Origin of the sequence: Pseudomonas sp. A25(2017), from assembly GCF_002001065.1 — a bacterium.
Taxonomy (GTDB): domain Bacteria; phylum Pseudomonadota; class Gammaproteobacteria; order Pseudomonadales; family Pseudomonadaceae; genus Aquipseudomonas; species Aquipseudomonas kilonensis.
Map to the genome: position 1 here is coordinate 45,958 of NZ_MUOA01000048.1, position 13,026 is coordinate 58,983.

At 59.4% G+C, this 13,026-nt stretch carries 13 protein-coding genes and 1 tRNA gene; 7 read left to right on the plus strand and 7 right to left on the minus strand.

The window, feature by feature from the left end:
• Positions 1-200 precede the first annotated feature (200 nt).
• A complete protein-coding gene (cheR, locus tag B0E42_RS09235) occupies positions 201-1,028 on the minus strand; it encodes a protein-glutamate O-methyltransferase CheR (protein ID WP_018610275.1) in 828 nt (275 codons plus the stop codon).
• Positions 1,029-1,086: 58 nt separating this feature from the next.
• On the minus strand, positions 1,087-2,013 hold the full coding sequence (locus B0E42_RS09240; RefSeq protein WP_018610273.1) for a chemotaxis protein CheV: 927 nt from the start codon (positions 2,011-2,013) through the stop codon (positions 1,087-1,089).
• 78 nt (positions 2,014-2,091) lie between these two features.
• Here B0E42_RS09240 and flgA point away from each other — a divergent pair, with 78 nt between their 5' ends.
• The 4 genes from flgA (at position 2,092) to B0E42_RS09260 (ending at position 4,700) form a co-directional block, all read left to right on the plus strand.
• On the plus strand, positions 2,092-2,856 hold the full coding sequence (flgA, locus tag B0E42_RS09245) for a flagellar basal body P-ring formation chaperone FlgA (protein WP_018610271.1): 765 nt from the start codon (positions 2,092-2,094) through the stop codon (positions 2,854-2,856).
• A gap of 172 nt (positions 2,857-3,028) precedes the next feature.
• Positions 3,029-3,346: a flagellar biosynthesis anti-sigma factor FlgM gene (flgM, locus tag B0E42_RS09250; RefSeq protein WP_018610269.1), complete on the plus strand. Its 318-nt coding sequence runs from the start codon at positions 3,029-3,031 to the stop codon at positions 3,344-3,346.
• Between the two features lie 47 nt (positions 3,347-3,393).
• Positions 3,394-3,861, plus strand: a complete 468-nt coding sequence (locus B0E42_RS09255; RefSeq protein ID WP_018610267.1) for a flagella synthesis protein FlgN — start codon at positions 3,394-3,396, stop codon at positions 3,859-3,861.
• A gap of 92 nt (positions 3,862-3,953) precedes the next feature.
• Positions 3,954-4,700 carry a flagellar brake protein gene (locus B0E42_RS09260; protein ID WP_053181165.1) on the plus strand — a complete coding sequence of 249 codons (747 nt, stop codon included), beginning with the start codon at positions 3,954-3,956 and terminating at the stop codon, positions 4,698-4,700.
• A gap of 61 nt (positions 4,701-4,761) precedes the next feature.
• Here the strand turns inward: B0E42_RS09260 and B0E42_RS09265 are convergent, their stop codons facing one another.
• From B0E42_RS09265 to B0E42_RS09285, 5 genes are all read right to left on the minus strand, one after another.
• The gene (locus B0E42_RS09265; protein ID WP_018610264.1) at positions 4,762-6,129 is read right to left on the minus strand and encodes an MFS transporter; all 1,368 of its coding nucleotides are present in this window, start codon (positions 6,127-6,129) and stop codon (positions 4,762-4,764) included.
• Between the two features lie 70 nt (positions 6,130-6,199).
• A complete protein-coding gene (locus B0E42_RS09270) occupies positions 6,200-7,441 on the minus strand; it encodes a glutamine synthetase family protein (RefSeq protein WP_168188503.1) in 1,242 nt (413 codons plus the stop codon).
• A gap of 341 nt (positions 7,442-7,782) precedes the next feature.
• Positions 7,783-8,475: a sensor histidine kinase KdpD gene (locus tag B0E42_RS09275; RefSeq protein WP_077506252.1), complete on the minus strand. Its 693-nt coding sequence runs from the start codon at positions 8,473-8,475 to the stop codon at positions 7,783-7,785.
• On the minus strand, positions 8,468-10,075 hold the full coding sequence (locus tag B0E42_RS09280; protein ID WP_018612623.1) for a tetratricopeptide repeat-containing response regulator: 1,608 nt from the start codon (positions 10,073-10,075) through the stop codon (positions 8,468-8,470). Before B0E42_RS09280 ends, B0E42_RS09275 begins: the two co-directional genes overlap by 8 nt.
• A 351-nt stretch (positions 10,076-10,426) precedes the next feature.
• A tRNA-Arg gene (locus tag B0E42_RS09285) sits at positions 10,427-10,503 on the minus strand.
• 525 nt (positions 10,504-11,028) lie between these two features.
• On the opposite strand from B0E42_RS09285, the gene B0E42_RS09295 reads away from it, so the two are divergent.
• The 3 genes from B0E42_RS09295 to B0E42_RS09305 all read left to right on the plus strand — a co-directional run bounded on the left by B0E42_RS09295 (position 11,029) and on the right by B0E42_RS09305 (position 13,021).
• On the plus strand, positions 11,029-11,355 hold the full coding sequence (locus B0E42_RS09295) for an Arc family DNA-binding protein (RefSeq protein ID WP_003204761.1): 327 nt from the start codon (positions 11,029-11,031) through the stop codon (positions 11,353-11,355).
• A gap of 165 nt (positions 11,356-11,520) precedes the next feature.
• Complete coding sequence (locus tag B0E42_RS09300) at positions 11,521-12,333, plus strand: AraC family transcriptional regulator (protein WP_077506253.1); 813 nt, start codon at positions 11,521-11,523, stop codon at positions 12,331-12,333.
• Between the two features lie 79 nt (positions 12,334-12,412).
• A complete protein-coding gene (locus B0E42_RS09305; protein WP_077506254.1) occupies positions 12,413-13,021 on the plus strand; it encodes a LysE family translocator in 609 nt (202 codons plus the stop codon).
• Positions 13,022-13,026 lie beyond the last annotated feature (5 nt).

Genomic DNA, 13,026 nt, shown 5'->3' on the forward strand with positions numbered 1-13,026 from the left:
CTTCTGCAGGATGAATGCGTTCCATTGTGGGAGCGAGCCTGCTCGCGATAGCGGTGTGTCAGTTCACATTGATGTCGCCTGGAATACCGTATCGCGAGCAGGCTCGCTCCCACAGGAGACTGTGGTGGATTGGGGGAAACTGGCAGGCAAAAAAAACGGGAGCCCCTTGGGACTCCCGTTTTTTTGACAGCTCAAGCCAATCACTTTGCCTGGTAGATGATCCCCGGGCTGCATTGGACCATCTGGTAATGATCCGGCAAACCGTTCAACGCCTCGGAGGCGCCGAGGAACAGGTAACCACCCGGCTTGAGCGTGCTGTGGATGCGCAGCAGGATGTCTTTCTTCACTTCGGCAGAGAAGTAGATCAGCACGTTGCGGCAGAACACGATGTCGAACTTGCCCAGGCTGGCGTAGCTGTCCAACAGGTTGAACGAGCGGAACTCCACCCGGCTCTTGATCGGCGCCTTGACCACCCATTTACCCGGCCCTTTCGGATCGAAGAACCGTTGCAGGCGATCCGGCGACAGGCCACGGCCGATGGCCAGGCTGTCGTACTCGCCGGTCTTGCAGTTGTTGAGCATGGTTCCGGACAGGTCGGTGGCGACGATCTGCACGCCGCCTTTCAACTGGCCGAGGTTGGAGCGTTCGAACTCATCGATGGACATCGACAGCGAATAGGGTTCCTGCCCCGATGAACAGGCCGCCGACCAGATTCGCAGGCGCTGGCCCGGGCTGGCCTTGATGGCTGCCGGCAGCACTCTGTTCTTCAGCACCTCGAACGGATAGGTGTCACGAAACCACAGTGTTTCGTTGGTGGTCATGGCGTCCACCACCATCTCGCGCAAGCCGCTGCGCGGTTGGGTCTGGATACGCTGCACCAGCTCGCCCAATGACTTGAGGCCCTGTTGCTCCATCAATTTATTGAGACGGCTCGACACCAGGTACTGCTTGTTTTCACCAAGCAAGATGCCACAGGCTTTTTCCAGGAAGACCCGGAACTGTTCGAAATCCAAATTACCCGTAGACAAGATACCGCCTCTTTCATCGTGTTGACTTGCCGGGCGCACCACGCGCCCGACCTTTACTTTATTCTGCTGCCTTGATCCGATCGACGACCCGGGAAGCCAGGTCATCGGGGCGGAATTTCGCCAGGAAATCGTCGGCACCGACCTTCTTGACCATCGCCTGGTTGAAAACCCCGGACAACGAAGTATGCAAGATGATGTGCAGCTTTTGCATGCGCGGGTCGCTGCGGATTTCCGAGGTCAGGGTGTACCCGTCCATCTCCGGCATCTCGATGTCGGAGATCATCATCAGAAACTCTTCTTCCGGCTTCTTGCCCTCGTCGACCAGTTTGCGCAGGTAATCCAGCGCCTGCCGTCCATCGTTCAAGGCCACCACCTCGACGCCGATCGTTTGTAGACAACGGGTGACTTGCTTACGTGCCACCGAAGAATCATCAACGGTCAGTACGCGCAGTGAAATCGCCTTGTGCTGGGTTTCGGCATCGACCACGCCCAGGGAAATGGTCTCCGTGGTGGGCGCCACTTCGGCAAGGATCTTCTCCACGTCGATGATTTCCACCAGTTGGTTATCGACCCGGGTCACCGCCGTCAGGTAGTGATCGCGGCCGGTGCCCTTGGGTGGCGGATGGATCTCCTCCCAGTTCATGTTGACGATCCGCTCCACCGAGCGCACCAGAAAACCCTGGGTCTTGGTGTTGTACTCGGTGATGATCACAAACGGATTGCTCTGGTCCAGCAGCCGGCCGGAACCCGTCGCCATCGCCAGGTCGAGAATCGGGATGGTCGCCCCGCGGATATTCGCCACGCCGCACACGACGGGATTGGACTTGGGCATCAGGGTCAGCTTGGGGCATTGCAGCACCTCGCGAACCTTGAATACGTTGATCCCATACATTTGTTGGCCGTCGAGACGGAACAACAACAGCTCGAGGCGATTCTGACCGACCAGCTGAGTGCGCTGGTTTACCGAATCCATTACTCCCGCCATGCCCTGACTCCTACATAACGCTAATGTGTCCGACGCGCATTCATCACTAAACGGCACGGGGCTTGCTATTGAACCGGCATGAACGCACAAACGACATTTTCTCGACGCCTGACCACTCACTGCCGCCACTGGCTCGGTGCACTGCTGGCTGTCTGCTTGTTCGCTTCGGGCGGTCCTGCCCTTGCTGCAGTTCCGGTTACCTTGCCTGATCTACTTATCGGCGTCACTCAGGGCTTTCTTGAATTCACCGTAGAAGACTATCTGGCTACCAGTCAAACCGAAGGTCGTTACGAAATCGAAGTCAACCAGCTCGACCCACGCTTGCGCATGCCCATGTGTGACAAGGAATTGACTGCGTCGCTGGAGAGCCCGGCCCGGCCCCTGGGCCGCGTCACGGTGAAGGTTCGTTGCGACAGCGCCGCGCCCTGGACGGTGTTCGTGCCCGCTCAAGTGCGCCTGTTTCGAGACATTGTCACCACCACTCGTCCGCTTAAACGGGCCGGGATCGTCGAGCCCCAGGACGTGATCTTGCGCGAACGGGACATCAGCCAGATCACCCAGGGCTTCCTGACCTCCGTCGACCAGGCCATCGGGCAGAAACTTGTCCGACCAATGGTCGCCGATCAGGTCGTGACGCTGGTGCACCTGGAGCAGGCCGAGGTGGTCCGCAAGGGCGACCAAGTGGTCATCACCGCCCGCAGCGGCTCCCTGGCCGTGCGGATGCCCGGCGAGGCCCTGTCCAACGGCGGCATGCGTGAACAGATACGGGTAAAAAACCTCAATTCCCAGCGCGTGATCAAGGCGCAAGTGATGGCCCCTGGCCAAGTGGAAGTGGCGATGTAGTGATTGGGTAGAGGAGGTAGAAAGCTGGCGCTTGATCCCGGTGTTCCCTAGACTGTGCCTTACACAAAGGCAAGCGCAGACGTGCGCACGCTCATTGTATAAATGAGCCTAAAGTTTTTTGGGGGATGGCCGAAAACATGGCAAGCGTCCAAATACCCAGAGGTTTTTTACCATGGTCATCGATTTCAATCGTTTAAACAGCTCTTCACCGCTGACAGGCACTACGCGTACCAGCGCCACCAAGGAAACCGCCGAAGCCGGCAAATCCGCGCCGCTGCCTACACCCGCCGAACAAGTCAGCAACGGGGAGTCGGTACACCTCAGCACTGAGGCTCAGCAGTTGCAGAAGGTCACTGACAAGCTGCGCGATCAACCTGTCGTCGACAACGCCCGCGTGGCCGAGTTGAAAGCAGCAATCGCCGATGGCAGCTACAAAGTCGACAGCAACCGCGTAGCCAGCAAACTGCTCAACTTCGAAGCCCAGCGCTAGGCCACCGCCTGCGCCAGGCTTTTGGACGCTAAGACCCAAGGCCAGCCATGCACGACACTCATTTATTGCAACTGATCATCGACGACTTTGTTCCAGCACAACAATTGCTGGAATTGTTGCAGGCCGAATCCGTGGCACTGCACGGTCGCGACATGCCTCTGCTGGAGAATATCCTGGCGCAGAAACAGGCATTGATCATCTTGCTTGACCAGCATGGCCGCAAACGCAGCGAGATCCTCGCCAGCCTCAACCTGCCCGCCAATCATGACGGCCTTGAGCAGTTGGCCAGCCAGTCGACCCTCGGCGATCAGTTGCTGTCCCAGAGCAACGTGCTCAACGACCTGCTCGCCCAATGCCAGGCGACCAACGCCCGCAACGGCCAGTCGATCCTGATGCAGCAGGCCGCCACCGCCAACCAGTTGCGCATTCTCAACGGTGGCGAGATCCCGACGCTGTATGACGCTAGCGGTTCAACGGCCCGAATGGTCAAGCACCGCCCGCTCAGCCAGGCATGAAACGAACAATGCCTTCGCTCTATCAACGCGCGATACATGCTGGCAAAATGCCCGCCTTTCGTAGTCGTATTTTGCCTGGAGATTGACTCACCGTGTTCAATGCCTCAAACGCGGATGATGCTCCGCAGCCGCCCAAGGTCCTCACCACGCCCCTGGAAATCTCCGGCAACCTGCGGATGCTGCAAGAAAGCCACGACCCGCTGATCATTACCTTCCACGAACGCACCCAGCGCTTCCAGAGTTATCTGGTCAACGTCGATCGCGAGACCAACTCCATTGCCCTGGATGAAATGATCCCCCGGGACGGCGAGCGTTTCCTGCTGGCCGGCGAGCCGTTTCGTGTCGAGGGTTTCCATGACGGCGTGCGCATCGCATGGGATGGCAAGGGCCCACTGACCATTGATGAATCCAACGACGGTCGCTGCTATCGCGGCGCCCTGCCCGACGAAGTGGTCTACCACCAACGTCGCAACGCCTTCCGCGCCGCCCTGAAACTGGCTCAACTGGTGAGCGTTGAACTGGGCGGCGACAAGATGAAGTCCCCGGTGGATGGCAAGCTGCTGGACATTTCCGCCACCGGTTGCAAGTTGCGCTTCGAGGGCGACATCACGGAGCGTCTGCAATTGGGCCAGGTGTACGAGCGCTTCATCGCAGCCCTGCCGTTTGGCAACATGACCGCGCCAGTCGAGCTGCGCTACCTGCATTTCGAAGAAAGGATCAACACCACGTTCGCCGGTGTACGCTTCCACAACATCAGCGGCCTGGTGCAACGGCAGGTCGAGCGGTTCGTCTATCAGCTCCAGCGAGAAGCCCGGCGCTTCGATAAAGACGACCTCTGATTTTCGAGGCATAAAAAACGGGCAGTCCCTTGCGGTGACTGCCCGTTTTTTTATGCCTGCTTCAAGGCCTGGCCTGGGTAAAACTCGGTGTCTCAGGCGCCTCGGTTTCTGTTTCAGCCTCGGCCGCAGCCTCAGTGGTCGGCTCAGGCTCCACGTCCGGATTGGCCGGCGACTGCATCTGCTCCTGCACCACCTGCTCATCCACCCGTGGATCAAGGCACGCCACCAAAGGCGAACTCGACATGCTGTCCGGCATTGCCACGTGATGCAGCGGTGCGTCATCGACCTGATGCAGGTTGGTCACCGCTTTCGGCCGGATCCGCCACACCAGCACCAAGGCGAAGAAAGCGAAGAAGGCGTAGAGCATCTGGCTGCCGAACATCTTCATCAGCACACCGGCCACCAGCGGCCCGATACTGGCGCCAACGCCATAGGTCACCAGCAGCATCGCGGTCAGGGACACCCTTCGATCAGCTTCGACGTGGTCGTTGGAAAATGCCACCGCCAGCGGATAGAGGCAGAACTGCACCAGCGAACAGAAGAATCCCGCGACGAACAGCACCTCCAGCGGCACCGTCGGAAGAATTGCCAATGGCAGCGCACAGATCGTCAGGACCAGCGCAAAGCAGCGGATCAGCAGCGCCCGGTCATAACGGTCGGACAGCCACCCCAGCGGCCACTGCACCAACAGTCCGGCAAAGATGCAGCTACCCATGAACAGACCGACCTGCTCGGTCGACAGGCCCTGCTGAGAGGCATACAGGGGCGCCAGGCCATAGAACGAGCCGACGATCAACCCGGAACCCAGCACCGTACTCAATGACTGCGGCACACGCTTGATGAAGAAACGCGGCTCCATGGGCGCCGGATGCAGCGCCGCCGGGTGAATTCGCCGGGTCAGTGTCACCGGCACCAGGCACAAGGCGAAGCACAGCGCCACCAGCATCAACAGCTCAGGCCCCAGGGCCGGGTGCATGACCAGGATCAACTGGCCCAGCACCAGCCCCAGATAGGAGGCAATCATGTAGCCGCTGAACACCACGCCACGCTGCTTGGCGTCGGCCTGTTCGTTGAGCCAGCTCTCGATGACCATGTACTGGCACATCATCCCGAGGCCGACGATCATCCGCAGCACGATCCAGGCCGGCAGCCAGTCCACCAGGCCATGGCCCAGCACGGCCGCCCCGACAATCCCGGCGCAGGCCGAATAGGCGCGGATGTGGCCGACGCGGGCGATCAGCCGGTGGCCGATCTTGCCACCCAGAACCAGGCCGAAATAGTTGGCAGCCATCAGCGCACCAACCCAGAGGCTGTCCACATGGTCGGCGGCCAGGCGCAAGGCCAGGTAAGTACTCAAGAGGCCCGAGCCGATCAACATCATCAGCGAGGCGAAATAAAGCGCTCGAAAAGGTTTCCAGATTTGGCGCATCGGCGTTCCGAGCGGCTCCTTGAGGTGAGTAAGGGCTACCTGTTGAAGATAGCCCGAATGCGACGGTTCGTTATGCCTGGGCCGCGAGGACACGCCGCTCCCAGGGCGTGATTTCATCGAAGAAGCTGGTCAGTTCCAAGGTCTTGGAGGCGATGTAGCCTTCGATGAACTCCGTACCGAACAGTTCCTTCGCCAGATGACTACGCTTCAGACGCTCCAAGGCGGCATGCAAGGTACATGGCAGCGACAGATTATCCGGCACTTCGAATTCGCCCTGGATCGCCGCGCTCGGCTCCAGGTGATGTTCGATCCCATACAGCCCGGCGGCCAGGCTGGCAGCAATCGCCAGATAGGGGTTGGCATCGGCCCCCGGCAAGCGGTTCTCGACCCGCCGGGCCACTGGCGAGCTGGCGGGAATCCGCAACCCGGCCGAACGGTTGTCATGGGACCAACAGGCATTGTTCGGTGAGGCGAACGGGTGGCACAGGCGCTGGTAGGAATTCACATTCGGCGCGAACAACGCGGTGAAATCCGCCAGGCATGCCTGTTGCCCACCGATGAAGTGCCGGAAAGCGGCCGTCGGTTCGCCTGCCTCGTCGCTGAAGACGTTGCGACCGCTGTCCGCCTCGACGACGCTCTGGTGGATATGCATCGAGCTGCCCGGCGTGTGGGCCAGGGGCTTGGCCATGCAGACCACGGTCAGGCCGTGCTTGAGGGCCACTTCCTTGAGCAGGTGCTTGAACAGGAACGTCTGGTCGGCCAGCAACAGCGGATCGCCGTGCAGCAGATTGATCTCGAACTGGCTCACGCCCATTTCATGCATGAAGGTGTCGCGAGGCAGGCCCAGCGCCGCCATGCAGGCATAGACTTCACTGAAGAACGGGCGCAGGCCGTTGTTGGAGCAGACGCTGAACGCCGAATGGCCGTCTTCGCGACGCCCATCCAGGCCCATCGGCGGCTGGAACGGCTGGGTCGGGTCCGGGTTGGGGGCGAACACGAAGAATTCCAGTTCGGTCGCCACCACCGGGGCCAGGCCAAGGGCGGCATAACGAGCGACAACCGCCTTGAGCTGGCCGCGCGTCGAGAGCCGCGAGCTTTCACCGGTCAGCTCGTCGGCGTCGCAGATCGCCAGGGCGCGGGGCTGTTGGCTCCAGGGCAGGCGGTGGATCTGTTTCGGATCGGCCACCAACGCCAGGTCGCCGTCGTCGCTGCCGTAGAAACGCGACGGCGGATAACCGCCCATGATGCATTGCAGCAGCACGCCCCGCGCCAACTGCAGCCGCCGGCCTTCGAGGAAACCCTCAGCGGTCATTACCTTGCCCCGCGGCACGCCATTCAAATCCGGCGTGACACATTCAATCTCATCAATGCCCGTCAGTCGCTGCGCGAGTGAACGCTGGCCATCGGTCGTCATGACGCAATCCTTGTTATGTGCGAGCCGCGAACGGCAACCCGTACAAAATAGGCTTCAGCTGTTCGGAATATCAAGCACCCACAAAAATAAACTACAAGCCTTGGAATACATTGTGGGAGCGAGCCTGCTCGCGATGGCGATGTATCAGTCAACTCAATATTGGCTGAGCCGACGCCATCGCGAGCAGGCTCGCTCCCACAGGGAATTTGTGGTGCCAGGGATCTTTATGAAGGGCACGCTCAGGGCAGATAAAGCCGGAACACCCCACCACCCAACACACCGCCATTGGCAATCTCGGTGCGCCCGCTCACCCCGCCGCGCTGATGCAGCCCGGCGATCCGCGCGGCGAAGTACAGGCCCAGCCCGGTGCTGCCGCTGCTGTGGTTGATGCCCTGCACATACTCGGCCTGACGCTCGATCATCTCTGGCGGGTAACCTTCGCCGTCGTCGTTGATAGTCAGCACCAATTGCCCGGCCTCATCGCTGACACTGATCAGCAGCGCCTGGCGCGCATGGCGAATGGCGTTGTTGATGCAATTGTCGAGCACCGACGCCACCAGCTCACGGTCGAAAAAGCCCAAGGGGCTGAGCGGATCGACGTCATAGGTGACCATGATCCCGCGACTGCGGAACACATCCTGATGGCCGGCCAGTTGCGCCTCGATGAAGTCATCCAGCTCATGGTAGGCCGGGTGCAGCGGCAACTGGTTGACACCGAGCTTGTACAGCCCCAGCAGTTGCACCAGCAAACCATTGAGATGGGCGAACTCGAACTCGATGACGCCTTGCTCCGAGGTCTGGCGCTCGGCGTCGGGCAAGCGCTCGAGCCATTGCGTATGCGCCTGCATGAGCAAGGTCAGGGAGTTCTTCATGTCGTGCACGGTAGACGCGATCACCGTGGAAAAATCGAGGGCCTGTTCGCTGTCATTCATCGCCAAATGCCTTGCTTCGCAGTTTTTGATAACGCGCAAAACGCGCATCGGTGTCGGGCATCATGCCCACCAGTTTCAGGCAGGCGCGGCACTCCTGCAGCAGTTCCGACTCCACACTGGTGTCGGTGCCATGCAGCAGCGATTGCGCCATGTTCAGGGCAATACTGATGTTCTTCGGTTGCATCTTCAGGGCGCGGCGGAACAGCTCCCGCGCCTCCGGCAACGCGCCGGTCTTGTAGACCCGCACGCCTTCGCGGTTCAACTCGGCGGCGGCATTGCCCTGATTGAGGATGTTCGGGTCGTCGGTGAGCTTGGCGATGCCTTGCATCACCGTCGGGTCATCACCGTAGATTTCCGCGCAGTTCTTGAGCATCGACTCGCCGGCGCTGGTCTGGCCAAGCATTTGCAATTGCTTGGCCACCAGCAACGCAGCCTCGGCGCTCATGAACTGCTCCATGCCATCGAGACGCTGCAAGGCCTGTTCGGTGAGCTTCTCGGCGGTTTCGGCATCGTTGAGCAACAGGCTGGTGGCCTTCATCAGCCGCGCCCGAACCTGCAACCCCGGGTCGTTGAGGTTCTCCTTCGCCACGGCGCTGAGAGTCGTGTTGATCTCCAGCCGGGTGCGGGTGTCGAGGCCTTTTTCGCTGCCCTTGCTGATCAACGCATGGGCCAGGCCGAGGTTGCTTTCCGGGTCCTTGAAGCGCGACTGCGCGCCCTGCCCGACCGCCTGGCGATAGGCGCGGGAAGCCGTGTCATAGTCTTCGTTGGTCATCGCCAGCTTGCCCAACAACGATTGGCGGCGCACCGCCAGCGGCGACAGGCGCACCGCCTCTTCCAGCACGTGCTGCGCCTGTTTGGTGTCACCTTCGGCCACCAGCACGTCGGCCATGCCGTCGTACAACGCCGGCATCATTGGAAAGACTTTCAAGGCCTTTTCATAAACGGCCTTGGCCTGCCCCACCTGGCCACGCTTGAACATCAACTTGCCCAGCCCCACGTAGGCCCACGGCAACGGGCGATCCGCGATGATCGAGTTGTACAGTCGTTCAAGGGCCTCGTTCTGATTCAGGTCGCGCAACGCATCAGCCCGATAACGCAGGCACAACGGCCCGTAGCGCGGGTCCTGCTTGCACAAGGCGATGCAGGCATTGAGCACTTCCATCGGCTTGCCACGATCGAGGGCCTGCAGGATTGGCTTGAGCAGGGTCTTGCGCTGCTCGAGCCGCTCCAGCCGCTGGGCCAGGCCGGAGCGGTTGAACGGTTTGGTCAGGTACGCATCGGGCTCATGCTCCAAGGCACTGAGCACCATCGCCTGGCTGGTCTCGGCGGTCACCATGAGGAAAACACTTTCATGGCTGATCAACTTTTCGACCATCAGGTCTTCAAGCACCTGCTGGCCATTCTTGCGCCCATCGCCCAGGTGATAATCCTGCAAGATGAAGTCATAGCGTTTCTGCGAGCACATGCGCAGCGCCACTTCACCGGTGTCGGCGGTGTCCACGTCCTTGACGCCCAGCTCACGCAGCATGGAGCGGATCGAACTGCGAAAATCCGAGAAATCATCGACGATCAGAAAACTTTTTTGGTGGTACGCCAGCATCGAGGATGTCCAGGCAAGTAAGAAAATAACCCAATGGCATAACAACGAAACGCCGTGTCACAGCCCCGAAGCGCGCAGATGATAGCCACCAACCAGCAACGTTCAAGGGATTTCAGCAACCGCTTGGCCTGGCTGAGTCGTGACGCACATTGCGAGCCGAAACGCAGAAGACAACCGGGCTCATCGGGTTATCGGCAGGAGATGGCGTTCCGTTAAGGGGAAACGCGTGGCAGAAACCGAGTGCGAAGGATCAGCTAAACACAGAACCCGTGGCGAGGTTGTTGATCGTTCGGGAGATGGGGATGCGAGCAGGAAAAGTCAGCGGCAATTTCGCTAACCCATTGTTTATAATGGTGTCCCAGGGCAGGTTCGAACTGCCAACCTTCCCCTTAGGAGGGGGATGCTCTATCCAATTGAGCTACTGAGACACGAGTCGACCACGAGAGACGCGGTGCGCAGGACGGCGTGCATGTTAACGACCTGCCCTGCGTTTGTCATGTCGCCCATGGCTTTTTAAGTGTAGGCAAATAGTACTCCCTGTAAGGCTGACAGATCCTGGACGCCGAGCTTGGGCCGCCATTCATCTGTCCTGGCTCACTTATCCTAGTAAATCGGCCATTTGCCACTATCCTGTACAAGACAGGGACGGCACAGGTTTTTGTCCATTTCCGTTATCCGCCAGACGGTATGGCACATAGACACAATCCGACGGTCACAGATGCGAACCTGTTGTTTTTTACCAACCAGTCCGCATTTTTTGATGAAGGGTACTGGCAGAACGCCTTTACCCGGATCAGAATTTGTCACAGAATTGGCGCCAATGATCTGGCAATTTTGAGGCATGATGCGGGCCTCTTAACAATTCAGGTTGAACATTTGGCAATGGAGCTTGTCCTATCGACATCCTGCGGCCAATCCCGAGAACCGCTCCCCTGAACTAACCGGTTAAATATATGCGCCCATTGAAACAGGCAATTTATTCCAGCCGTACGGCTGACAAGTTCGTCGTACGTCTGCCAGACGGAATGCGGGAACGCATTGCCGAAGTGGCTCGCAATCATCACCGCAGCATGAACTCTGAAATCATCGCGCGTCTTGAGCAAAGCCTTATTCAGGAAGGCGCGTTGGGTGAAGAGTTGAGCATGCGCCTGGACAGCCCGGAGCTGTCATTGCATGAGCGCGAACTGCTTCAACGCTTCCGACAACTCTCCCATCGCCAGCAGAACGCCCTCGTTTCGCTGATTGCCCATGACGCAGAAATGGCCGCAGACGCGACCTGATAGCCCCCAAATACTCAAGCCAGCCTCGTGCTGGCTTTTTTTTGCCTGGCGTTTGGCCCAAACCTGCATTTCAAGCGCTCATCAGAGCCATCGAATCAGCACCACTGCTGATCCATGGCAGTGATGCTAAATTGATTCGCTAAAAGCATGGGCCCGGAGGCCTGCATGACAGGTCACGCATTCAAGATCCAAAGAATCCCAGGGTTGGGCGTGGACATCGTCGAAGCCGATTCAGATCGAACGTTTGTCCGGCATATGCACGAACATTTTGGCATTGGCTTGCTTGTGCGCGGGGCGCAACGTTCAGCCAGCGGCCGAGGCCAGGTAGAAGCAACGGCTGGCGACCTTATATCGGTCAATCCTGCCGAAGTGCATGACGGCGCGCCCATCGGAAACGGAACGCGTCGTTGGCAAATGCTGTATTTCGACCCGCCGCTGATTGCGCAGGCATTCAAGGATATGGCGAACGATGGGGGCAGCTGTGCCCAGGAATTCGCTTACCCGGTGCTGCAAAGCCCGCGTGCGGCAGCATTGTTCCGCACTTTGTACCAAGCCGTCGCTCAAGCCGAGGAGTTTGGCGATCACCTGAAGATCGAAGAAACGCTCGCGCTTTTGCTCGAACATTTGCTGGATCGCTCCATGCCGATAGCGTCTTTGCCGGAGGTCGCGGCAAACCGTGCGAAAGCCTTGATCGACGACGATCCACAGTCGTCCATGTCGCTTGCCCTGCTCGCCAGGGAGGCCGATTTAAGCCGCTTTCAACTGGTGCGCGCCTTCACCCGCCTGACCGGTTTGACACCCCACGCCTATCTGCTGCAACGACGCATCCACCGAACACGACAACTGATCGCTGCAGGCATGCCGCTGGCCGATGCGTCCCTGGCCAGCGGTTTCGCCGATCAGAGCCATATGACCCGATGCTTCGTGCGCAGCTTTGGATTTTCACCGGGCATGTACGCCCGGCAAGGACACCCGTAGCGACCTGCAATTTCGTTCAAGACGCTCCTCCTCACCGCTGGCAGGCTGGAGACTTCATAACTGCCAAGGTCGGCGTCGCATGAACCTCGATTTTTTTATCACTTCCCTGATCGTCGCAGCTTCGCCTGGCACTGGTGTGGTCTATACGGTTGCAGCTGGCCTGGCCCGGGGCTGGCGCGCGAGTGTGATAGCCGCATTGAGTTGCACCCTGGGGATCGTGCCGCACATGCTGGCAGCCATCACGGGCCTCGCTGCACTGCTGCACACCAGCCCACTGGCCTTCGAGATCATCAAGTACCTGGGCGTCGCTTACCTGCTGTGGATGGCATGGAGCACGCTCCAGAGCCATGGGGCATTGCATATTGATCCGCACAAGACTCCGCGCTCGAATGGCGCGGTGATTTTTTCGGGCATCTTGCTCAACCTGCTGAATCCAAAGCTGTCGATTTTTTTCCTGGCCTTTCTACCGCCATTTCTCGCGCCAGGAAAAACGGATGCCATGTGGCGCATGCTGCAACTGAGCTTCATCTTCATGGCGATCACCTTTGCCGTCTTCGTCATCTATGGCGTGTTCTGCGCATCGATGCGCCACCATGTTCTGGAGCGTCCATCCGTGTTGCAGTGGTTGCGCCGGCTATTCTCGGCAGCTTTTTTGTTACTGGCGGCGCGATTGGCGTTGATGCAGTGATGCGT